The sequence below is a fragment of the uncultured Winogradskyella sp. genome (assembly GCF_947501905.1).
Classification (GTDB): domain Bacteria; phylum Bacteroidota; class Bacteroidia; order Flavobacteriales; family Flavobacteriaceae; genus Winogradskyella.
Genome location: NZ_CANMXL010000002.1, coordinates 594,701 through 613,914, shown reverse-complemented (window position 1 = coordinate 613,914; position 19,214 = coordinate 594,701). Strand labels below are relative to the sequence as shown.

Below are 19,214 nucleotides of genomic sequence, written 5' to 3'. Positions count from 1 at the left end.
AATGGCAAGAGATTTAAAATTTACAAGAAATATAGGTATTGCTGCTCACATTGATGCAGGAAAAACTACTACTACTGAACGTATTCTGTATTATACAGGTGTTTCTCATAAAATTGGTGAAGTACATGATGGTGCTGCAACAATGGACTGGATGGAGCAAGAGCAAGAAAGAGGTATTACAATTACTTCTGCTGCAACAACTTGTACATGGGAGTTTCCAATTGAAAATGGAAAACCAACTCCAGATACTAAAGGATACCATTTTAATATTATTGATACTCCTGGTCACGTTGATTTTACCGTTGAGGTAAATCGTTCATTACGTGTACTAGATGGTTTAGTGTTCTTATTTAGTGCAGTTGATGGTGTTGAACCGCAATCTGAAACTAACTGGAGACTAGCAGATAACTATAAAGTGCCTCGTATCGGTTTCGTTAATAAAATGGACCGTCAAGGATCTAACTTTTTAGGTGTTTGTCAACAGGTAAAAGATATGTTAAAGTCTAACGCAGTGCCAATCGTTTTAAACATTGGTGATGAGATAGATTTTAAAGGTATCATTGATTTAGTTAAAAACAGAGCTATTGTATGGCATGACGAAACTCAAGGGGCGACTTTTGATGTTATTGAAATTCCAGAAGAGCTTAAAGAAGAAGCTAGAAAATATAGAGCTTTATTAATTGAAGAAGTAGCAAGCTACGATGAGAACTTATTAGAGAAGTTCATGGAAGATGAAGATTCTATTACAGAAGAAGAAGTGCACGCTGCACTTAGAGCCGCTGTAATGGATATGGCAATCATTCCAATGATTTGTGGTTCTGCATTTAAAAATAAAGGTGTACAATTCTTATTAGATGCTGTATGTCGTTATTTACCTTCTCCAGTAGATAAAGAAGGTATCGTTGGTATGAATCCAGATACTGATCAAGAAGAAATTCGTAAGCCAGATGTAAAGGAGCCATTCGCAGCTTTAGCATTTAAGATTGCTACAGACCCTTTTGTAGGTCGCTTAGCTTTCTTTAGAGCATATTCTGGTCGTTTAGACGCTGGTTCTTACGTATTGAATAACCGTTCTGGTAAAAAGGAACGTATCTCTCGTATTTATCAAATGCATGCTAACAAGCAAAATGCAATCGATTTTATCGAAGCTGGTGATATTGGAGCTGCTGTTGGATTTAAATCTATTAAAACAGGAGATACATTAACAGCAGAAAAACATCCTATCGTTTTAGAATCTATGGACTTCCCTGATCCAGTAATTGGTATCGCGGTTGAGCCTAAAACTAAGGCAGATGTTGATAAATTAGGAATGGGCTTAGCTAAATTAGCTGAAGAAGATCCAACATTTACAGTACGTTCTGACGAAGCTTCAGGCCAGACAATTATTTCTGGTATGGGTGAGTTACACTTAGATGTAATTGTAGACCGTTTGAAGCGTGAGTTTAAAGTTGAGGTTAACCAAGGTCAACCACAAGTAGAGTACAAAGAAGCTATAACAAGAGCTGCAGATCATAGAGAAGTTTACAAAAAACAATCTGGTGGTCGTGGTAAGTTTGCTGATATTGTATTTACAGTTGAGCCAGCTGATGAAGGTCAAGTAGGTCTTCAGTTTGAGTCTATTATTAAAGGTGGTAACGTTCCTAAAGAATTTATACCTTCAATTGAAAAAGGATTCAAAATGGCTATGGTTAATGGTCCATTAGCGGGTTACGAAGTAGATGCAATGAAGGTTACATTAAAAGACGGATCTTACCATGATGTAGATTCTGATCAGTTATCATTTGAATTAGCTGCAAAATTAGGATTTAAAGCTGCTGCAAAAGCTGCAAAAGCAGTGATTATGGAGCCAATCATGAAGCTTGAAGTTATCACTCCAGAAGAAAATATGGGTGATATCGTAGGTGACTTAAACCGTCGTCGTGGTCAAGTAAGTGATATGGGAGATAGAGCTGGTGCTAAAACAGTGAAAGCTACAGTGCCATTATCTGAGATGTTCGGTTATGTAACTACATTAAGAACACTATCTTCAGGTAGAGCAACATCAACTATGGAATTCTCTCATTATGCAGAGACTCCTCAAAATATATCAGAAGAAGTAATCAAAGCAGCTAAAGGCGTAGAAGCTTAAAACTAAAAGAAAATGAGTCAGAAAATTAGAATAAAATTAAAGTCTTACGATCATAATTTAGTTGACAAGTCTGCTGATAAGATTGTAAAAACAGTAAAAAGTACAGGTGCTGTTGTAACGGGTCCAATTCCATTACCAACGCACAAGAAAATTTTCACTGTGTTACGTTCACCACACGTAAATAAGAAGTCAAGAGAACAATTTCAATTAAGCTCTTACAAGAGGTTATTAGATATTTACTCTTCATCTTCTAAGACGATTGATGCTTTAATGAAACTTGAATTACCAAGTGGAGTTGAAGTAGAAATCAAAGTGTAATTTGAACTAAACATGTCCTGAGCTGCGAGCAAGGGAAAAACGGAAAAATACAATTCAAGGCTGAAACGTATTTTCAGCCTTGAATTTTAAATAAGAATTAATAATTAAATAAATTAAATATGTCTGGGTTAATTGGAAAAAAAATCGGTATGACCAGCATCTTCGATGAAAATGGAAAAAACATTCCATGTACAGTAATCGAAGCTGGACCATGTATCGTTACCCAAGTCAGAACTGAAGAAGTGGACGGTTATAGTGCACTACAATTAGGTTTCGATGACGCGACAGAAAAAAGCGCTACTAAAGCAGACTTAGGTCATGCTAAAAAAGCGGGTACTTCTGTAAAGCGCAAAGTTGCTGAGTTCAAAGGTTTTGATGCGGAGTACAAGTTAGGTGATGCAATCACTGTAGAGCACTTTATCGAAGGAGAATTTGTTGATGTAGCAGGGACTTCAAAAGGTAAAGGATTTCAAGGTGTTGTAAAACGACACAATTTTGCTGGTGTAGGTCAAGCGACACACGGTCAGCATAACCGTTTAAGAGCTCCTGGTTCTATTGGTGCTGCTTCTTATCCTGCGAGAGTATTCAAAGGAATGAAGATGGCCGGAAGAATGGGTGGTGAAACAGTTAAAGTTCAAAATTTAAGAGTTTACAAAGTAGTTCCAGAAAAAAACCTATTAGTAGTTAAAGGTTGTGTTCCAGGACACAAAAACTCTTATGTAATTATTCAGAAGTAATGAAGGTAGCAGTTTTAGATATAAAAGGAAAAGATACGGGTAGAAAAGCTGAGCTTTCTAAAGGCGTATTCGCTATTGAACCAAACAATCACGCTGTATATTTAGATGTTAAGCAATACTTGGCTAATCAAAGACAAGGAACGCATAAAGCTAAAGAGCGTGCAGAAATTGCTGGTAGTACACGTAAGATTAAAAAACAAAAAGGGACAGGTACAGCACGTGCAGGTTCTATTAAGTCTGGTGTATTTAAAGGTGGTGGACGTATGTTTGGACCAAGACCAAGAAATTACGGGTTTAAACTTAACAAAAATGTTAAGCGTTTAGCACGTAAATCTGCACTAAGTATAAAGGCAAATCAAGACTCAATTGTTGTGTTAGAGGACTTTAGTTTCGAAACACCACAAACAAAGAATTTTGTTAATGTATTGAAAGCCTTAGAGGTAGAAAACAAAAAAACACTGTTTGTGTTGGGTGACTCAAATAATAATGTATATTTGTCGTCGCGCAATTTAAAACGTTCTGAAGTTATAACTAGCTCAGAATTAAGCACTTATAAAATAATGAACGCTAATAAAGTTGTTCTTTTAGAAGGTGCATTAGAAGGAATTGAAACGAATTTAAGTAAATAGAAAACAAGATGAGTATCTTAATAAAACCGATAATCACTGAAAAGACAACCATGCAAAGCGAGGTGCTTAACGCGTATGCGTTTCAGGTGAATACAAAGGCGAACAAGGTAGAAATCAAAAAAGCAGTTGAAGCTGCTTATGGAGTTTCTGTTGAAAAAGTTCGCACAATAAATGTCCGTCCAGATCGCAAGACTAAGTTTACAAAAACTGGTGTGCAACATGGTAAAACAAATGCTGTCAAAAAAGCAATTGTACAACTGGCGGAAGGTGAAACAATAGATTTATACGCTAACATGTAATTAGACATCAATGTCAGTAAGAAAATTAAAACCGATTACATCAGCCCAGCGATTTAGAGTAGTTAATGGATTTGACGCCATTACTACTGATAAGCCGGAGAAAAGCTTGCTTGCTCCGAAAAAAAGGTCTGGTGGTAGAAACAGTCAAGGAAAAATGACCATGCGCTATATTGGTGGTGGTCATAAGAAAAAGTATCGTATTATCGATTTCAAACGTAACAAAACTGGGATTCCAGCTGAAGTTAAGTCAATCGAGTACGATCCAAACAGAACAGCATTTATTGCTCTATTAAACTACCAAGATGGTGAGAAGCGTTACGTTATTGCTCAAAATGGTTTACAAGTAGGTCAAAAAATCGTTTCTGGTGAAACAGGTGTAGCTCCAGAAATTGGAAATGCAATGCCATTAAGTGAAATACCATTAGGTACTATCATCTCTTGTATAGAGTTACGTCCAGGTCAAGGTGCTGTTATGGCGCGTAGTGCTGGAGCATTTGCTCAATTAATGGCAAGAGACGGTAAGTTTGCTACAGTTAAGTTACCATCAGGTGAAACAAGAATGATTCTTGCAAACGCTATGGCAACTATAGGTGTTGTTTCTAACTCAGATCATCAATTATTAGTATCAGGTAAAGCTGGTAGAAGTAGATGGTTAGGAAGACGTCCAAGAACTAGACCAGTAGTTATGAATCCAGTTGATCACCCAATGGGTGGTGGTGAAGGTAAGTCTTCAGGAGGTCACCCAAGATCGAGAAACGGTATTCCTGCTAAAGGTTACAGAACACGTTCTAAGACCAAAGCGAGTAATAAGTACATTGTAGAACGTAGAAAGAAATAATTAGAAAGTAGTATGGCACGTTCATTAAAAAAAGGACCTTACATCCATTATAAGTTAGAAAAGAAAGTTGCAGAAAATGTAGCTTCAAACAAAAAGACAGTTATCAAAACTTGGTCTAGAGCATCTATGATTTCTCCAGATTTCGTTGGTCAAACCATAGCTGTGCATAATGGTCGTCAATTTGTTCCAGTATATGTTACTGAGAACATGGTAGGTCATAAGTTAGGAGAATTTTCACCAACAAGATCATTCCGTGGTCATGCAGGTGCAAAAAATAAAGGTAAAAAATAAGAATCATGGGAAGTCGTAAAAAACAAATGGCAGATGCCATTAAGGCAGAGAAAAAGCAAGTTGCTTTTGCTAAGCTAAATAACTGTCCTACATCACCACGTAAAATGCGTTTAGTAGCGGATTTAGTGAGAGGTAAAAAGGCAGAGCAAGCTCTTCAGATTCTTAGATTTAGCCCAAAAGAGGCATCACGTCGTTTAGAGAAATTGTTATTGTCTGCAATCGCAAACTGGCAAGCTAAAAATGAAGACGCTGATATTGAGGAAGCTAATTTATTTGTAAAAGAAATTAGAGTAGATGGTGGTACAATGTTAAAAAGACTACGTCCAGCACCTCAAGGTAGAGCACATAGAATTAGAAAAAGATCTAACCATGTAACAGTTGTGGTAGATTCATTAAACAAAACACAAAGCTAAGATAGAGATATGGGACAAAAGACAAATCCAATCGGAAATCGTTTAGGTATTATCAGAGGATGGGAATCTAACTGGTACGGTGGTAATGACTATGGAGACAAGTTAGCCGAAGACGATAAGATTAGAAAGTATGTTCACGCTCGTTTATCAAAAGCAAGTGTGTCTAGAGTAATTATTGAGCGTACGCTTAAACTTGTAACCGTTACTATTACTACTGCAAGACCTGGTATTATTATCGGAAAAGGTGGTCAGGAAGTAGACAAGTTAAAAGAAGAGCTTAAAAAAATTACTGGAAAAGAAGTTCAGTTGAACATCTTTGAAATTAAGAGACCTGAGTTAGATGCGTATCTAGTAGGAGCTTCTGTTGCTCGTCAGATTGAAAGTAGAATTTCATATAGACGTGCAATTAAGATGGCAATTGCTGCGGCAATGCGTATGAATGCAGAAGGAATCAAAATCCAAATTAGTGGTCGTTTAAATGGTGCTGAAATGGCACGTTCTGAGCACTACAAAGAAGGACGTATTCCGTTATCTACTTTTAGAGCAGATATCGATTATGCTTTAGTTGAAGCACATACTACTTATGGTAGATTAGGTGTTAAGGTTTGGATTATGAAAGGTGAAGTTTATGGAAAAAGAGAACTTTCTCCATTAGTAGGCCTTTCTAAACAAAAAGGAAAAGGTGGACGTGGCGGTGCCAAAAAAGGCGGAAACCAACGTCGTAGAAAGTAATTTTTTAAAGTAAAGAAGGAAAATGTTACAGCCTAAAAGAACAAAATTTCGTAAGCAGCAAAAAGGACGTATGAAAGGAAACTCTGGAAGAGGTCATTTGTTATCAAATGGAACTTTCGGTATCAAAGCCTTAGATTCAACGTTCATTACTGCACGTCAAATAGAAGCAGCGCGTATTGCAGCTACTCGTTACATGAAGAGAGAAGGGTCGTTATGGATTAAAATATTTCCAGACAAGCCTATTACAAAGAAACCTCTTGAAGTACGTATGGGTAAAGGTAAAGGTGCTGTAGAATATTGGGCAGCAGTTGTAAAACCAGGTCGTGTTTTATTTGAAATAAGTGGAGTGCCATTAGATGTAGCTCAAGAAGCATTACGTTTAGCAGCACAAAAACTTCCAGTTAAAACTAAGTTTATCATAGCTAGAGATTACGAAGCTTAATAAAAAATATTATGAAGCAATCAGAAATTAAAAAGCTATCTACAGCTGAGTTACAAGAGAAACTTGGTGAGACAAAAAAGAGTTATACAGACCTTAAAATGGCACATGCTATATCTCCTCTAGAGAATCCTATTCAGTTACGTAACGTAAGACGTACCGTAGCTCGTATAGCAACAGAGTTAACTAATAGACAAGACTAATTGTATTCTGCTGAAAGATGGAAAAAAGAAATTTAAGAAAAGAACGTATAGGAGTAGTGACTAGCAATAAAATGCAAAAGTCAATCGTAGTTGCCGAAGTAAAAAAGGTAAAGCACCCTATGTATGGAAAATTCGTTTTGAAAACAAAGAAATATGTTGCTCATGACGAAACAAACGACTGCAATATCGGAGATACTGTAAAGATCATGGAAACAAGACCTTTAAGTAAGTCTAAATGTTGGAGATTAGTAGAAATAATTGAAAGAGCGAAGTAATTATGGTACAACAAGAATCAAGATTAAAAGTAGCTGACAACACAGGAGCAAAGGAAGTATTAACTATCCGTGTTCTTGGAGGTACAAAAAGACGTTACGCATCAGTTGGAGACAAAATTGTAGTTTCAGTAAAAGCTGCAACACCAAATGGTAGCATCAAAAAAGGAGCTGTTTCTACAGCTGTTGTTGTACGTACTGCAAAAGAAGTTAGACGCCCTGATGGATCTTATATCCGTTTTGACGATAACGCATGTGTACTTTTAAACCCAACGGGTGAAATGAGAGGAACACGTGTTTTTGGACCAGTAGCAAGAGAGCTTCGTGATAAACAATTCATGAAAATTGTATCATTAGCACCAGAGGTGCTTTAATACATTAAGAAAAAATGACAAAGCTTAAAATAAAAACTGGAGATACTGTAAAAGTAATAGCTGGAGACCATAAAGGTTCAGAAGGTAAAGTACTTAAAGTATTAAAGGAAAAGAATAAAGCCATCGTAGAAGGTGTGAACATGGTAAAGAAACACACTAAGCCAAGTGCACAAAGTCCTCAAGGTGGTATTGTAGAGAAAGAAGCAGCTATCCACGTATCAAATTTATCTTTATTAACAGGTAAAGGAGAAACTACAAGAGTAGGTTACAAAATGGATGGTGATAATAAAGTGAGATTTTCTAAAAAATCTAATGAAGTAATTTAGTTATGGCTTACGTTGCAAGATTAAAACAAGAGTACAAGGACAGAGTTGTTACTGCTCTTACAGAAGAATTTGGTTACAAAAATGTAATGCAAGTGCCTAAACTTACTAAGATAGTTATCTCTAGAGGTGTTGGTGCTGCTGTAGCAGATAAGAAATTAGTTGACCACGCTGTGGAAGAATTAACTAAAATTTCTGGTCAAAAAGCTATTCATACATTATCAAAAAAGGATGTTGCATCTTTTAAGTTACGTAAAGGTATGCCAATTGGCGCTATGGTAACATTAAGAGGTGAACAAATGTATGAGTTCTTAGATCGTTTAGTAACTTCAGCTTTACCACGAGTAAGAGATTTTAACGGTATCAAAGCTACTGGTTTTGATGGTCGTGGAAATTATAACTTAGGTATTACAGAGCAAATTATCTTCCCTGAGATTGATATTGATAAAATCAACAGAATTTCTGGTATGGATATTACGTTTGTAACAACTGCTGATACTGATAAGGAAGCAAAATCACTTTTAACAGAACTAGGATTACCTTTTAAAAAGAACTAATTATGGCTAAAGAATCAATGAAAGCCCGCGAGGTAAAGCGTGCAAAAATGGTAGCTAAATATGCAGAGAAGCGTAAAGCTTTAAAAGAAGCTGGAGATTACGAAGCATTACAAAAGTTGCCTAAGAATGCTTCACCAATTCGTAAGCATAACCGTTGTAAGCTTACTGGTAGACCAAAAGGTTATATGAGACAGTTTGGAATTTCTCGTGTTATGTTTAGAGAAATGGCTAACAAAGGCTTAATTCCAGGTGTTAAAAAAGCAAGCTGGTAAACTAAAAAGAATTATAAATTGGATTCAGGTTTGGTATAGAAAAGTTCAATTATCAAAAACCGATTCCGCAAATTAATAACTATGTATACAGATCCAATAGCGGATTATCTTACGCGAGTTAGAAATGCAGTAAAAGCTAACCACCGAGTGGTAGAGATTCCTGCTTCTAACTTAAAGAAAGAGATAACTAAAATATTATTCGACCAAGGATATATTTTAAGTTACAAGTTTGACGACTCATCTGTACAAGGAACAATCAAGATTGCTCTTAAGTACAACAAAGACACAAAAGAGTCTGTCATCAAAAAAATTCAAAGAATCAGTACACCAGGTTTACGTAAGTATGCTGGCGCTAACGAAATGCCAAGAATCTTAAATGGTTTAGGTATTGCAATTGTTTCTACCTCTCATGGCGTTATGACAGGTAAGCAAGCGCAAAGAGAAAATGTTGGTGGTGAAGTATTATGTTACGTATACTAAAAACAGGAAGATATGTCAAGAATAGGTAAAAATCCAATCTCAATTCCTGAAGGTGTAACAGTTGAAGTTAAAGACAACGTAATTACTGCAAAAGGTAAATTAGGTGAGTTAACTCAAGAGTACTCAGGTATTGATATTAAAATAGAAGATGCTACTATTACATTAGAGCGCGCTTCAGAAAAGAAAGAAATCAAATCAAAGCATGGTTTGTATAGAGCCTTAATCGCTAACATGATTGAGGGTGTGTCTAAAGGATGGACTAAAGAATTAGAGTTGGTAGGTGTAGGTTATAGAGCATCAAACCAAGGACAAAAATTAGATTTAGCTTTAGGTTTTTCACACAATATTATATTGGATATTGCTCCAGAAGTTAAAGTAGAAACAATTTCTGAAAAAGGTAAAAACCCAATAGTAAAGTTAACGTCTTACGACAAGCAATTAGTTGGTCAAGTAGCAGCTAAAATTCGCGGTTTCCGTAAACCAGAACCATATAAAGGTAAAGGTGTTAAGTTTGTTGGTGAAGAATTAAGAAGAAAAGCAGGTAAATCAGCTTAATAGTAAGGTTATGGCATTAACAAAGAACGAAAGAAGACAAAGGATAAAAAACAGAATACGTAAGATTGTATCTGGTACTGAAGCTAGACCAAGATTATCTGTTTTTAGAAGTAATAAAGAAATTTATGCTCAAATCGTAGATGACGTGACTGGTAAAACTATCGCTGCTGCATCTTCAAGAGATAAAGACGTAAGTAGTGCAAAAGGTAATAAAACCGAAGTTGCTGCTTTAGTTGGTAAGGCAATTGCAGAAAGAGCATTAAAAGCTGGTGTTGAGACTATTTCTTTTGATAGAGGTGGATACTTATACCACGGTAGAGTAAAATCATTAGCAGAAGGTGCTAGAGAAGCAGGACTTAAATTTTAAGACATTATGTATCAAAAATATAAAAACGCAGAGCTTGTAAAACCAGGAGGTTTAGATTTAAAAGACCGTTTGGTAGGCGTACAACGTGTTACTAAAGTAACTAAAGGTGGTAGAGCATTTGGTTTTTCTGCTATAGTAGTAGTTGGTGATGAAGCAGGTGTAGTAGGACAAGGTTTAGGAAAATCTAAAGATGTAGCTACAGCAATTGCAAAGGCAGTTGAAGATGCTAAGAAGAACTTGGTAAGAATACCTATCATTAAAGGAACTTTACCTCACGAACAAAAAGGTAAATATGGCGGAGCTAGAGTAAATATTATTCCTGCTGCTCCTGGTACTGGTGTTATTGCTGGTGGTGCTGTAAGAACAGTTCTTGAAGCCGTAGGTGTACATGATGTATTATCTAAGTCTCAAGGATCATCTAACCCTCATAACGTAGTAAAAGCAACTTTTGACGCATTATTACAATTAAGAGATGCAGGTTCTATTGCTAAAGAAAGAGGTATTTCACTTGAAAAAGTATTTAACGGATAATCATTAGGACAAGATGGCAAAGATTAAAGTAAAGAAAGTTAAGAGTGCAATTAACCGTACAAAAAGACAAAAGCTTACATTAGAAGCTTTAGGCTTAAAGAAAATCGGTCAAGTTGTAGAGCACGATGCCACACCAAACATCCTTGGTATGGTTAAGAAAGTAGAACACTTAGTTTCTGTAGAGGAAGCTTAAAAAATATAACTTAACAATGGATTTAAGTAATTTAAAACCTGCAGAAGGTTCAGTAAAAAAACAAGGAAAACGCGTTGGTCGTGGTCAAGGTTCTGGAAAAGGAGGAACTGCAACAAGAGGTCACAAAGGTGCTAAGTCACGTTCTGGTTATTCTAAGAAATTAGGGTTCGAAGGTGGTCAAATGCCATTACAACGTCGTGTGCCTAAGTTTGGTTTTACTAATATCAACAGAGTAGAGTATCAAGGTGTAAACTTAGATACATTACAAGAGTTAGTAGAAGCTAAGAAGATTAAAGACACTGTAGATTTTGATACTCTAGTAGAATTAAGATTAGCTGGAAAAAATGAGCTAGTTAAAATTTTAGGAAGAGGAGAATTAAAAGCAAAATTAACAGTTAAAGCTCATAAATTTACTGCGTCGGCAAAAGCTGCTATAGAAGCTGCTGGTGGTGAAGCTGTAACTTTATAAGATAATATAGAATGAAAATAATAGAAACATTAAAAAACGTCTGGAAGATTACAGAGCTTAAGGATAGAATAATCTTAACCTTTGGGTTATTATTAGTATATCGTTTTGGTGCTCAAGTAACACTACCAGGTATAGATGCTACTCAATTATCTGATTTCTCAGGAAATTTTGATGGTGGTATTGGTGCCATATTAAACATGTTTACTGGAGGAGCTTTTTCTAAAGCTTCTGTATTTGCATTAGGTATTATGCCATACATTTCGGCTTCGATTGTGGTTCAGTTAATGGGAATTGCTATTCCTTATTTACAAAAACTACAAAAAGAAGGAGAGAGTGGTCGTAAGAAAATCAACCAAATCACACGTTGGTTAACTATTGCTATTTGTTTGGTACAAGCACCAGGATACTTAGTAAGTTTACCATCATTAGGTGTTCCAACATCAGCATTTTTATTGGGTACAGGAGGCATCTTTTATTTCTCTTCAATAGTAATATTAGTTACTGGCTGTATCTTTGCAATGTGGTTGGGAGAAAAGATTACAGACAAAGGTATTGGTAATGGTATATCATTATTAATCATGGTTGGTATTATTGCAACATTACCTTTAGCATTTTTCCAAAATGCAGTATCTAGATTAGAAGGTAATGGAGGATTAATGCTTATTCTTATAGAGATTGTAATATGGTTCTTAATCATATTAGCATCTGTATTATTAGTAATGGCTGTACGTAAAATACAAGTACAATACGCTCGTAGAACTGCTTCTGGTGGTTTTGAGAAAAACGTATTTGGATCTCGTCAGTTCTTACCACTAAAACTTAATGCTTCTGGTGTAATGCCAATTATATTTGCTCAAGCGATCATGTTTGTTCCAAGTTTAATAGGTGGTTCATCATGGTTAAAAGAAACTGACGCAGGTCAGTGGATGCAAGCTAATTTTTCAGACCCATTCGGGTTTTGGTATAATGTATTGTTTGCGTTTTTAATCATCGTATTTACATATTTCTATACAGCTATTACTGTTCCTACGAACAAAATGGCAGACGATTTAAAACGTAGTGGTGGTTTTATACCAGGCATTCGTCCAGGTAGTGAAACTTCAGAATATTTAGACAAAATTATGTCTCAGATTACTTTACCAGGATCTATTTTCTTAGCACTTATAGCTGTGTTCCCAGCATTTGTTGTAAAGCTAATGGGTATCCAAGGTAGTTGGGCCTTATTCTTCGGTGGAACATCACTATTAATTATGGTTGGAGTTGCAATAGACACGATGCAGCAAATAAATTCTTATTTGTTGAACAAGCACTATGACGGTTTGATGAAATCAGGTAAAAATAGAAAAGCAGTAGCATAATATTTATACAATGGCAAAACAAGCAGCAATAGAGCAAGACGGTACAATTATAGAAGCATTATCAAATGCTATGTTCCGTGTAGAATTAGAAAACGGTCATATTGTGACTGCGCACATTTCTGGTAAAATGCGTATGCATTATATTAAGTTATTACCAGGTGATAAAGTAAAATTAGAAATGAGTCCTTATGATTTAACTAAGGCTCGTATAACTTATAGATACTAATATTAGTATTTAAAAATCAAAACAGATGAAAGTAAGAGCATCAGTTAAAAAAAGAAGTGCCGATTGTAAATTGGTACGTAGAAAAGGAAGACTTTACGTAATTAACAAAAAGAATCCTAGATTCAAACAAAGACAAGGGTAGTTATGGCAAGAATTGCAGGTGTAGACATACCAAAACAAAAAAGAGGAGTTATCTCTTTAACTTATATCTATGGAATAGGTAGAAGTCGTGCAAAAGAAATTTTAGAAACTGCTAAAGTTGATGAAAGCACAAAAGTACAAGATTGGACAGATGACCAAATCGGAGCAATCCGTGAAGCTGTAGGAACTTTCAAAATTGAAGGTGAATTACGTTCTGAAACTCAATTAAACATTAAGCGTTTAATGGATATTGGATGTTACAGAGGTATCCGTCACAGAGCTGGTCTTCCATTAAGAGGACAACGTACTAAGAATAACTCTCGTACAAGAAAAGGTAGAAGAAAAACGGTTGCTAACAAAAAGAAAGTAACTAAATAATAAAAAGACATTAGTCATTAGTAATTAGGTTAGATGAATCTGTCTGAAATGTAAAAGTTTAGGATTCTCAAAACTAAAAGCTAACACTAGAAACTAAAAAATATGGCAAAGTCAAGTACAAAAAAACGTAAAGTAATAGTTGATGCAGTAGGAGAAGCTCACATAACAGCATCTTTTAACAACATCATTGTTTCTTTAACAAATAAAAAAGGTGACGTAATTTCTTGGTCATCAGCTGGTAAAATGGGTTTTAGAGGTTCTAAAAAGAACACACCTTACGCTGCTCAATTAGCTGCAGAAGATGCTGCTGGAGTTGCTAAAGAAGCTGGTTTAAAGAAAGTAAAAGTATATGTAAAAGGTCCTGGTAATGGTAGAGAATCTGCTATCAGATCTATACATAATGCTGGTATCGAAGTAACAGAAATTATTGATGTTACACCAATGCCGCATAACGGATGTCGTCCACCAAAAAGACGTAGAGTATAATTATATACTACAACATCATTAAGGTGTTGAAAATCATTAAATAAACTAATTTCAATTACTATGTTGGGATTAGTTTATTTTGTGTAAATTTGCAAACTGAAAAATAATAACAAGTATCAACGAGAGGCAAACGGTTTAGAAGGATAAGTATAAGACCTTAATTCTAAAATCACTCTCAAAACAAATGTAAAATGGCAAGATATACTGGTCCTAAAACTAAAATAGCTCGAAAATTTGGTCAAGCTATCTTCGGAGATGATAAAGCCTTCGAAAAACGTAACTATCCTCCAGGACAGCACGGAAACAACCGACGTCGTGGAAAAAAATCTGAATATGCAATCCAGTTAATGGAAAAGCAAAAAGCGAAGTATACTTATGGTATCTTAGAAAAGCAATTCAGAAACATGTTTAAAAGAGCAACTGCTGCACAAGGAATTACTGGTGAAGTATTGTTACAATTATGTGAATCTCGTTTAGATAACGTTGTATTCAGAATGGGTATCGCTCCAACACGTAGCGGTGCACGTCAATTAGTTTCTCACAGACATATTACAGTAAACGGTGAAAAGGTAAACATTCCTTCTTACCAATTAAAAGCTGGAGATGTTGTAGGTGTAAGACAAAAATCTAGATCTTTAGAAGCTATTCAAAACTCATTAGCTAATTCTAGCAGTGTGTACGAATGGATTACATGGAACAACGATACAATGGAAGGAAACTACGTTTCTGTACCTGCACGTATTCAAATTCCTGAGCAAATCAACGAACAATTTATCGTTGAACTTTACTCTAAATAATAAAATTAATTAATCATATTGGTATTTAGCCAAAGGGTTTATTGGGTCTTCTTCAAACTTATAAACCGCGCAACTAGATAACAATTAAAACGAAGAAAATATGGCAATATTAAATTTTCAGAAGCCCGATAAAGTAATCATGATTGATTCTAATGAATTCGAAGGTAAATTCGAGTTTAGACCATTAGAGCCAGGTTACGGATTAACGGTAGGTAATGCTTTAAGACGTGTGTTATTATCGTCTTTAGAAGGGTTTGCAATAACATCGGTTAGAATAGAAGGTGTAGATCACGAGTTTTCTACAATTTCTGGTGTCGTTGAAGATGTTACTGAAATGATTTTGAACTTAAAGCAAGTTAACTTTAAGCGTCAAATTGATGAAGTTGATAACGAAACTGTTACAATTTCTATTTCTGGTCAAGAGCAAATTACTGCAGGAGATTTTCAAAAGTTTATCTCTGGTTTCCAAGTATTAAATACAGATTTAGTAATCTGTAACTTAGATCCAAAGGTTAACATTAACATGGAAATTACAATTGAAAAAGGTAGAGGTTATGTGCCAGCAGAAGAAAATAAAAAAGCATCTGCACCAATAGGTACAATCTTTACAGATTCAATTTATACACCAATAAAAAATGTAAAATACGGAATCGAAAACTTCCGTGTTGAGCAAAAAACGGATTACGAAAAATTAGTTTTCGAAATTCAAACTGACGGTTCAATTCATCCAAAAGATGCATTAACTGAAGCAGCAAAAATATTAATTCACCACTTCATGTTATTCTCTGATGAGCGTATTACATTAGAAGCTGATGAAATTGCACAGACTGAGACTTATGATGAAGAGTCACTTCACATGAGACAACTATTGAAAACTAAATTAGTTGATATGGATCTTTCTGTACGTGCACTTAACTGTTTAAAAGCTGCAGAAGTAGATACTTTAGGAGACTTAGTATCTTTCAATAAAAACGATTTAATGAAATTCAGAAACTTTGGTAAGAAGTCTTTAACTGAGCTTGAAGAGCTTGTAAACGTTAAAGGTCTTAACTTCGGAATGGATTTAAGTAAATACAAATTAGACAAAGACTAATTATAAATTAAACTAATCATATTTTGCTCCTCATAAAAGAGTTTGGTAGCAAGATGATAAAACAAGAGTCATGAGACACGGAAAAAAATTCAATCATTTAGGTCGTAAAACAGCACACAGAAAAGCAATGTTAGCTAATATGGCTTGTTCTTTAATAGAGCACAAGCGTATTAATACAACTGTTGCAAAAGCAAAAGCTTTAAAGCAGTTTGTTGAGCCAATGATTACTAAATCAAAAGAAGATACAACACACAACAGACGTATTGTATTCTCTAAACTAAGACAAAAAGAAGCTGTAACAGAATTATTTAGAGACGTTGCTGCTAAGGTTGGTGATCGTCCAGGTGGTTATACAAGAATCATCAAACTAGGAAATAGACTTGGTGATAACGCTGATATGGCAATGATTGAGTTAGTAGATTACAACGAGCTTTACAATGCAGGTAAAACTGCTAAGAAAACAACTCGTAGAAGTAGAAGAGGTGGTAGTAAAGCTGTTGCGACTCCGCCAGTAGAAACTAAAGCTACTAACGAAGAAGAATAAAAATGAAAGCAAGAAAGCAAACAGATTGTAAATTCAATATTGATATTACTTCTAAACGGCTTTCTTCATTTTACAAACCTCGATTATCGAGTGTTAATAAGCATTGATAACTATAAAGGATAAACTGTTTCAGTTTATCCTTTTTTTTTGGAATTTTGCAATGCACTGAGCTCAGTCGAAGTGTAAAACTAAAAAAGAGACTAACACAACACAACGCATGAAGTACAAACAAAGAAAAAAAGCACTTATTCTACTTGCAGACGGTACTATCTTTCACGGAAAGTCAATAGGTAAAGAAGGAACTGCATTTGGTGAAGTTTGTTTTAACACTGGTACTACGGGTTACCAAGAAATTTTCACTGACCCCTCTTATTTTGGACAATTAATGGTAACAACCAATGCACATATTGGTAATTACGGAACTAAAGATTCTGAGGTAGAATCAGACTCAGTAAAAATTGCAGGATTGATTTGTAAAAATTTCAGTTTTGAGTATTCTCGTCCAGGAGCAGATAGATCTTTAGAAGAATTCTTTGAAAACAATAATACCTTAGCCATTTCTGATGTAGATACCAGAGCTTTGGTAAGTTATATTAGAGATAATGGTGCTATGAATGCTGTTATTACTACAGAAGTAGATAATGTTGAAAGCTTAAAAAAGCAATTGACAGAGCAACCAAGTATGCATGGTTTAGAGCTAGCTTCAAAAGTATCTACAAAAGAACCTTATTTCTATGGTGATGAAAATGCAACCTATAAGATTGCTGCTTTAGATATAGGTATTAAAAAGAACATTCTACGAAACTTAGCACAACGCGATGCTTACATCAAAGTGTTTCCTTATAACGCAAAGTTCGAAGAATTAGAAGCATTTAACCCTGATGGCTATTTCTTATCAAACGGACCTGGTGATCCAGAACCTTTGGTGGAAGCTCAGCAAGTGGCAAAAGAAATCATCGCTAAGAATAAACCTTTATTTGGTATTTGTTTAGGACACCAAGTGATTGCTTTGGCAAACGGTATTTCAACCTACAAAATGCATAATGGTCATAGAGGCATTAATCATCCAGTAAAAAACCTATTAACTGGTAAAGGTGAAATCACCTCTCAAAATCATGGTTTTGCAATTAGTAGAGAAGAAACGGAAGCCAATGCTAATATAGAAATTACGCACGTACATCTTAACGATGATACTGTTGCGGGAATTCGTGTTAAGGATAAAAATTGTTTTTCGGTGCAATACCATCCAGAAGCAAGTCCTGGTCCAAACGACTCAACATATCTTTTCGATGAGTTTATCGAAAACTTGAAAAAATAATCATGAAAAAATGGCAACAAAATCAATATTCTGTTGCCATTTTTTAGTTGCGAAAACATTTTCGTAATTATTAATCGTAATAATAAACCACGGCGATAGTTATAGCTAGCTATTTTCGTAAATTTGAAATTCATTAAAATTAAAATATCAATGAGCATTATCATTAACATTCACGCAAGACAAATTTTTGACTCAAGAGGTAACCCAACTGTAGAAGTAGATGTTGTTACAGAAAACGGCGTTATGGGCCGTGCAGCTGTACCATCTGGTGCATCAACAGGCGAGCATGAAGCTGTAGAGCTTAGAGATGGCGGCGACAACTATATGGGTAAAGGTGTTTTAAAAGCAGTTGACAATGTCAATGCCATAATTGCTCAAGAGTTATTGGGTGTTTCTGTTTTTGAGCAGAATGCTATCGATAAACTAATGATTGATTTAGACGATACGCCAAATAAATCAAAATTAGGCGCTAATGCTATTTTAGGGGTGTCTTTGGCTGTTGCTAAAGCTGCAGCTAACGAATTAAATATGCCATTGTACAGATATGTTGGTGGTGTTTCTACAAATACCTTACCTGTACCAATGATGAATATCATTAACGGTGGTTCTCACAGTGATGCACCAATTGCATTTCAAGAGTTTATGGTCATGCCAGTAAAAGCAAAAGACTTTACGCATGCTATGCAAATGGGGACAGAGATTTTCCATAACCTGAAGAAAGTATTGCATGACCGTAATTTAAGTACTGCTGTAGGTGACGAAGGTGGTTTTGCACCAAACTTAGCTGGCGGAACAGAAGATGCTTTAGAAACGATTGCAAAAGCTGTTGCCAATGCAGGTTATAACTTAGGTGATGATGTGATGATTGCTTTAGATTGTGCTGCGGCAGAATTCTATAAAGACGGAAAATACGATTACACCATTTTTGAAGGTGAATCTGGACAAGTAAGAACAAGCCAAGAGCAAGCAGATTACTTAGCAGAATTAGCTTCAAAATATCCAATCATTTCTATTGAAGATGGTATGGACGAAAACGATTGGGAAGGTTGGAAATACTTAACCGATAAGATTGGAGACAAAGTGCAGTTAGTAGGTGACGATTTATTTGTAACTAACGTAGAGCGTTTAGGACGCGGTATTTCTGAAGGTATTGCTAACTCCATATTAATTAAGGTAAATCAAATCGGTACTTTAACGGAGACGATTTCTGCAGTAAATATGGCACACAATGCAGGGTATACATCTGTGATGTCTCACCGTTCTGGAGAAACTGAAGACAATACCATTGCAGATTTAGCAGTAGCCTTAAATACTGGCCAGATTAAAACAGGTTCGGCTTCACGTAGCGACCGTATGGCAAAATACAATCAATTATTACGCATTGAAGAAGAATTAGGAGAAGTGGCTTATTTTCCTCAAACTAAAGCGTTTAAGATTAGTTAACAAGAATAAA

32 protein-coding genes are annotated in these 19,214 nt (G+C 35.4%); all 32 read left to right on the top strand.

The window, feature by feature from the left end; genetic code table 11:
* Nucleotide 1: 1 nt before the first annotated feature.
* On the top strand, nucleotides 2–2,128 hold the full coding sequence (fusA, locus tag Q0770_RS06500) for an elongation factor G (RefSeq protein ID WP_299115225.1): 2,127 nt from the start codon (nucleotides 2–4) through the stop codon (nucleotides 2,126–2,128).
* A gap of 12 nt (nucleotides 2,129–2,140) precedes the next feature.
* The gene (gene rpsJ, locus Q0770_RS06495; RefSeq protein WP_007650482.1) at nucleotides 2,141–2,446 is read left to right on the top strand and encodes a 30S ribosomal protein S10; all 306 of its coding nucleotides are present in this window, start codon (nucleotides 2,141–2,143) and stop codon (nucleotides 2,444–2,446) included.
* A 119-nt stretch (nucleotides 2,447–2,565) separates the two neighbouring features.
* On the top strand, nucleotides 2,566–3,183 hold the full coding sequence (gene rplC, locus Q0770_RS06490; protein WP_299115223.1) for a 50S ribosomal protein L3: 618 nt from the start codon (nucleotides 2,566–2,568) through the stop codon (nucleotides 3,181–3,183).
* Nucleotides 3,183–3,812 carry a 50S ribosomal protein L4 gene (rplD, locus tag Q0770_RS06485; protein WP_299115221.1) on the top strand — a complete coding sequence of 210 codons (630 nt, stop codon included), beginning with the start codon at nucleotides 3,183–3,185 and terminating at the stop codon, nucleotides 3,810–3,812. Before rplC ends, rplD begins: the two co-directional genes overlap by 1 nt.
* An 8-nt stretch (nucleotides 3,813–3,820) precedes the next feature.
* Nucleotides 3,821–4,111: a 50S ribosomal protein L23 gene (rplW, locus tag Q0770_RS06480; RefSeq protein ID WP_299115219.1), complete on the top strand. Its 291-nt coding sequence runs from the start codon at nucleotides 3,821–3,823 to the stop codon at nucleotides 4,109–4,111.
* A 10-nt stretch (nucleotides 4,112–4,121) separates the two neighbouring features.
* Nucleotides 4,122–4,949, top strand: a complete 828-nt coding sequence (gene rplB, locus Q0770_RS06475) for a 50S ribosomal protein L2 (RefSeq protein WP_299115217.1) — start codon at nucleotides 4,122–4,124, stop codon at nucleotides 4,947–4,949.
* A gap of 12 nt (nucleotides 4,950–4,961) precedes the next feature.
* The gene (gene rpsS / locus Q0770_RS06470) at nucleotides 4,962–5,240 is read left to right on the top strand and encodes a 30S ribosomal protein S19 (protein ID WP_008269180.1); all 279 of its coding nucleotides are present in this window, start codon (nucleotides 4,962–4,964) and stop codon (nucleotides 5,238–5,240) included.
* Between the two features lie 5 nt (nucleotides 5,241–5,245).
* Nucleotides 5,246–5,653: a 50S ribosomal protein L22 gene (gene rplV / locus Q0770_RS06465; RefSeq protein WP_087491765.1), complete on the top strand. Its 408-nt coding sequence runs from the start codon at nucleotides 5,246–5,248 to the stop codon at nucleotides 5,651–5,653.
* 9 nt (nucleotides 5,654–5,662) lie between these two features.
* Nucleotides 5,663–6,385 carry a 30S ribosomal protein S3 gene (gene rpsC, locus Q0770_RS06460; RefSeq protein WP_073085356.1) on the top strand — a complete coding sequence of 241 codons (723 nt, stop codon included), beginning with the start codon at nucleotides 5,663–5,665 and terminating at the stop codon, nucleotides 6,383–6,385.
* 22 nt (nucleotides 6,386–6,407) lie between these two features.
* The gene (gene rplP, locus Q0770_RS06455; protein ID WP_299115212.1) at nucleotides 6,408–6,827 is read left to right on the top strand and encodes a 50S ribosomal protein L16; all 420 of its coding nucleotides are present in this window, start codon (nucleotides 6,408–6,410) and stop codon (nucleotides 6,825–6,827) included.
* 11 nt (nucleotides 6,828–6,838) lie between these two features.
* Nucleotides 6,839–7,027, top strand: coding sequence for a 50S ribosomal protein L29 (gene rpmC / locus Q0770_RS06450; RefSeq protein WP_188375186.1), 189 nt, complete (start codon nucleotides 6,839–6,841; stop codon nucleotides 7,025–7,027).
* A gap of 17 nt (nucleotides 7,028–7,044) precedes the next feature.
* Nucleotides 7,045–7,302 carry a 30S ribosomal protein S17 gene (rpsQ, locus tag Q0770_RS06445; protein WP_006988541.1) on the top strand — a complete coding sequence of 86 codons (258 nt, stop codon included), beginning with the start codon at nucleotides 7,045–7,047 and terminating at the stop codon, nucleotides 7,300–7,302.
* Between the two features lie 2 nt (nucleotides 7,303–7,304).
* A complete protein-coding gene (gene rplN / locus Q0770_RS06440; RefSeq protein WP_087491760.1) occupies nucleotides 7,305–7,673 on the top strand; it encodes a 50S ribosomal protein L14 in 369 nt (122 codons plus the stop codon).
* A gap of 14 nt (nucleotides 7,674–7,687) precedes the next feature.
* Nucleotides 7,688–7,999 carry a 50S ribosomal protein L24 gene (gene rplX / locus Q0770_RS06435; RefSeq protein WP_299115207.1) on the top strand — a complete coding sequence of 104 codons (312 nt, stop codon included), beginning with the start codon at nucleotides 7,688–7,690 and terminating at the stop codon, nucleotides 7,997–7,999.
* A gap of 2 nt (nucleotides 8,000–8,001) precedes the next feature.
* Nucleotides 8,002–8,553 (top strand): 50S ribosomal protein L5, encoded by a 552-nt coding sequence (gene rplE, locus Q0770_RS06430; protein ID WP_299115205.1) that lies wholly within the window; start codon nucleotides 8,002–8,004, stop codon nucleotides 8,551–8,553.
* Between the two features lie 2 nt (nucleotides 8,554–8,555).
* Complete coding sequence (rpsN, locus tag Q0770_RS06425; RefSeq protein ID WP_188375182.1) at nucleotides 8,556–8,825, top strand: 30S ribosomal protein S14; 270 nt, start codon at nucleotides 8,556–8,558, stop codon at nucleotides 8,823–8,825.
* Between the two features lie 81 nt (nucleotides 8,826–8,906).
* Complete coding sequence (gene rpsH, locus Q0770_RS06420) at nucleotides 8,907–9,305, top strand: 30S ribosomal protein S8 (RefSeq protein ID WP_296324860.1); 399 nt, start codon at nucleotides 8,907–8,909, stop codon at nucleotides 9,303–9,305.
* A gap of 12 nt (nucleotides 9,306–9,317) precedes the next feature.
* Nucleotides 9,318–9,860, top strand: coding sequence for a 50S ribosomal protein L6 (gene rplF / locus Q0770_RS06415; RefSeq protein WP_299115203.1), 543 nt, complete (start codon nucleotides 9,318–9,320; stop codon nucleotides 9,858–9,860).
* 10 nt (nucleotides 9,861–9,870) lie between these two features.
* Entirely contained in the window at nucleotides 9,871–10,227 is a 357-nt protein-coding gene (gene rplR, locus Q0770_RS06410) for a 50S ribosomal protein L18 (protein WP_299115201.1), read from the top strand.
* 6 nt (nucleotides 10,228–10,233) lie between these two features.
* On the top strand, nucleotides 10,234–10,758 hold the full coding sequence (gene rpsE / locus Q0770_RS06405) for a 30S ribosomal protein S5 (RefSeq protein WP_188375178.1): 525 nt from the start codon (nucleotides 10,234–10,236) through the stop codon (nucleotides 10,756–10,758).
* A gap of 13 nt (nucleotides 10,759–10,771) precedes the next feature.
* Nucleotides 10,772–10,951 carry a 50S ribosomal protein L30 gene (gene rpmD, locus Q0770_RS06400; RefSeq protein WP_045468968.1) on the top strand — a complete coding sequence of 60 codons (180 nt, stop codon included), beginning with the start codon at nucleotides 10,772–10,774 and terminating at the stop codon, nucleotides 10,949–10,951.
* A gap of 16 nt (nucleotides 10,952–10,967) precedes the next feature.
* Complete coding sequence (rplO, locus tag Q0770_RS06395; RefSeq protein ID WP_188375176.1) at nucleotides 10,968–11,420, top strand: 50S ribosomal protein L15; 453 nt, start codon at nucleotides 10,968–10,970, stop codon at nucleotides 11,418–11,420.
* 11 nt (nucleotides 11,421–11,431) lie between these two features.
* Nucleotides 11,432–12,778 carry a preprotein translocase subunit SecY gene (gene secY / locus Q0770_RS06390; RefSeq protein WP_299115197.1) on the top strand — a complete coding sequence of 449 codons (1,347 nt, stop codon included), beginning with the start codon at nucleotides 11,432–11,434 and terminating at the stop codon, nucleotides 12,776–12,778.
* 10 nt (nucleotides 12,779–12,788) lie between these two features.
* Nucleotides 12,789–13,004 (top strand): translation initiation factor IF-1, encoded by a 216-nt coding sequence (infA, locus tag Q0770_RS06385; protein WP_007094967.1) that lies wholly within the window; start codon nucleotides 12,789–12,791, stop codon nucleotides 13,002–13,004.
* 25 nt (nucleotides 13,005–13,029) lie between these two features.
* On the top strand, nucleotides 13,030–13,146 hold the full coding sequence (gene ykgO / locus Q0770_RS06380; protein ID WP_008269159.1) for a type B 50S ribosomal protein L36: 117 nt from the start codon (nucleotides 13,030–13,032) through the stop codon (nucleotides 13,144–13,146).
* Between the two features lie 2 nt (nucleotides 13,147–13,148).
* On the top strand, nucleotides 13,149–13,523 hold the full coding sequence (gene rpsM / locus Q0770_RS06375; RefSeq protein ID WP_299115196.1) for a 30S ribosomal protein S13: 375 nt from the start codon (nucleotides 13,149–13,151) through the stop codon (nucleotides 13,521–13,523).
* A gap of 102 nt (nucleotides 13,524–13,625) precedes the next feature.
* Nucleotides 13,626–14,009, top strand: a complete 384-nt coding sequence (gene rpsK, locus Q0770_RS06370) for a 30S ribosomal protein S11 (protein WP_188375173.1) — start codon at nucleotides 13,626–13,628, stop codon at nucleotides 14,007–14,009.
* A 191-nt stretch (nucleotides 14,010–14,200) separates the two neighbouring features.
* A complete protein-coding gene (rpsD, locus tag Q0770_RS06365) occupies nucleotides 14,201–14,806 on the top strand; it encodes a 30S ribosomal protein S4 (protein ID WP_299115192.1) in 606 nt (201 codons plus the stop codon).
* 100 nt (nucleotides 14,807–14,906) lie between these two features.
* Nucleotides 14,907–15,899: a DNA-directed RNA polymerase subunit alpha gene (locus tag Q0770_RS06360; protein ID WP_087491748.1), complete on the top strand. Its 993-nt coding sequence runs from the start codon at nucleotides 14,907–14,909 to the stop codon at nucleotides 15,897–15,899.
* Between the two features lie 70 nt (nucleotides 15,900–15,969).
* Nucleotides 15,970–16,443 (top strand): 50S ribosomal protein L17, encoded by a 474-nt coding sequence (gene rplQ, locus Q0770_RS06355; protein ID WP_299115190.1) that lies wholly within the window; start codon nucleotides 15,970–15,972, stop codon nucleotides 16,441–16,443.
* 217 nt (nucleotides 16,444–16,660) lie between these two features.
* The gene (gene carA / locus Q0770_RS06350) at nucleotides 16,661–17,761 is read left to right on the top strand and encodes a glutamine-hydrolyzing carbamoyl-phosphate synthase small subunit (protein WP_299115188.1); all 1,101 of its coding nucleotides are present in this window, start codon (nucleotides 16,661–16,663) and stop codon (nucleotides 17,759–17,761) included.
* A gap of 150 nt (nucleotides 17,762–17,911) precedes the next feature.
* Nucleotides 17,912–19,204 carry a phosphopyruvate hydratase gene (eno, locus tag Q0770_RS06345; RefSeq protein ID WP_299115186.1) on the top strand — a complete coding sequence of 431 codons (1,293 nt, stop codon included), beginning with the start codon at nucleotides 17,912–17,914 and terminating at the stop codon, nucleotides 19,202–19,204.
* The last annotated feature ends 10 nt before the right edge of the window (nucleotides 19,205–19,214 follow it).

Bases quoted from the DNA above. Each gene is read 5' to 3' on its own strand.
- rpmD (WP_045468968.1), top strand. From the start codon at position 10,772: ATGGCAAAGATTAAAGTAAAGAAAGTTAAGAGTGCAATTAACCGTACA.
- rplC (WP_299115223.1), top strand. From the start codon at position 2,566: ATGTCTGGGTTAATTGGAAAAAAAATCGGTATGACCAGCATCTTCGAT.
- rplQ (WP_299115190.1), top strand. From the start codon at position 15,970: ATGAGACACGGAAAAAAATTCAATCATTTAGGTCGTAAAACAGCACAC.
- rplF (WP_299115203.1), top strand. From the start codon at position 9,318: ATGTCAAGAATAGGTAAAAATCCAATCTCAATTCCTGAAGGTGTAACA.
- infA (WP_007094967.1), top strand. From the start codon at position 12,789: ATGGCAAAACAAGCAGCAATAGAGCAAGACGGTACAATTATAGAAGCA.
- ykgO (WP_008269159.1), top strand. From the start codon at position 13,030: ATGAAAGTAAGAGCATCAGTTAAAAAAAGAAGTGCCGATTGTAAATTG.
- Q0770_RS06360 (WP_087491748.1), top strand. From the start codon at position 14,907: ATGGCAATATTAAATTTTCAGAAGCCCGATAAAGTAATCATGATTGAT.
- rpsC (WP_073085356.1), top strand. From the start codon at position 5,663: ATGGGACAAAAGACAAATCCAATCGGAAATCGTTTAGGTATTATCAGA.
- carA (WP_299115188.1), top strand. From the start codon at position 16,661: ATGAAGTACAAACAAAGAAAAAAAGCACTTATTCTACTTGCAGACGGT.
- rpsQ (WP_006988541.1), top strand. From the start codon at position 7,045: ATGGAAAAAAGAAATTTAAGAAAAGAACGTATAGGAGTAGTGACTAGC.
- rpmC (WP_188375186.1), top strand. From the start codon at position 6,839: ATGAAGCAATCAGAAATTAAAAAGCTATCTACAGCTGAGTTACAAGAG.
- rplW (WP_299115219.1), top strand. From the start codon at position 3,821: ATGAGTATCTTAATAAAACCGATAATCACTGAAAAGACAACCATGCAA.
- rpsS (WP_008269180.1), top strand. From the start codon at position 4,962: ATGGCACGTTCATTAAAAAAAGGACCTTACATCCATTATAAGTTAGAA.
- rpsK (WP_188375173.1), top strand. From the start codon at position 13,626: ATGGCAAAGTCAAGTACAAAAAAACGTAAAGTAATAGTTGATGCAGTA.
- rplN (WP_087491760.1), top strand. From the start codon at position 7,305: ATGGTACAACAAGAATCAAGATTAAAAGTAGCTGACAACACAGGAGCA.
- rplV (WP_087491765.1), top strand. From the start codon at position 5,246: ATGGGAAGTCGTAAAAAACAAATGGCAGATGCCATTAAGGCAGAGAAA.
- rplR (WP_299115201.1), top strand. From the start codon at position 9,871: ATGGCATTAACAAAGAACGAAAGAAGACAAAGGATAAAAAACAGAATA.
- fusA (WP_299115225.1), top strand. From the start codon at position 2: ATGGCAAGAGATTTAAAATTTACAAGAAATATAGGTATTGCTGCTCAC.
- rplO (WP_188375176.1), top strand. From the start codon at position 10,968: ATGGATTTAAGTAATTTAAAACCTGCAGAAGGTTCAGTAAAAAAACAA.
- rpsM (WP_299115196.1), top strand. From the start codon at position 13,149: ATGGCAAGAATTGCAGGTGTAGACATACCAAAACAAAAAAGAGGAGTT.
- eno (WP_299115186.1), top strand. From the start codon at position 17,912: ATGAGCATTATCATTAACATTCACGCAAGACAAATTTTTGACTCAAGA.
- rpsE (WP_188375178.1), top strand. From the start codon at position 10,234: ATGTATCAAAAATATAAAAACGCAGAGCTTGTAAAACCAGGAGGTTTA.
- rplX (WP_299115207.1), top strand. From the start codon at position 7,688: ATGACAAAGCTTAAAATAAAAACTGGAGATACTGTAAAAGTAATAGCT.
- rplB (WP_299115217.1), top strand. From the start codon at position 4,122: ATGTCAGTAAGAAAATTAAAACCGATTACATCAGCCCAGCGATTTAGA.
- rplP (WP_299115212.1), top strand. From the start codon at position 6,408: ATGTTACAGCCTAAAAGAACAAAATTTCGTAAGCAGCAAAAAGGACGT.
- rplE (WP_299115205.1), top strand. From the start codon at position 8,002: ATGGCTTACGTTGCAAGATTAAAACAAGAGTACAAGGACAGAGTTGTT.
- rpsJ (WP_007650482.1), top strand. From the start codon at position 2,141: ATGAGTCAGAAAATTAGAATAAAATTAAAGTCTTACGATCATAATTTA.
- secY (WP_299115197.1), top strand. From the start codon at position 11,432: ATGAAAATAATAGAAACATTAAAAAACGTCTGGAAGATTACAGAGCTT.
- rpsN (WP_188375182.1), top strand. From the start codon at position 8,556: ATGGCTAAAGAATCAATGAAAGCCCGCGAGGTAAAGCGTGCAAAAATG.
- rpsD (WP_299115192.1), top strand. From the start codon at position 14,201: ATGGCAAGATATACTGGTCCTAAAACTAAAATAGCTCGAAAATTTGGT.
- rpsH (WP_296324860.1), top strand. From the start codon at position 8,907: ATGTATACAGATCCAATAGCGGATTATCTTACGCGAGTTAGAAATGCA.
- rplD (WP_299115221.1), top strand. From the start codon at position 3,183: ATGAAGGTAGCAGTTTTAGATATAAAAGGAAAAGATACGGGTAGAAAA.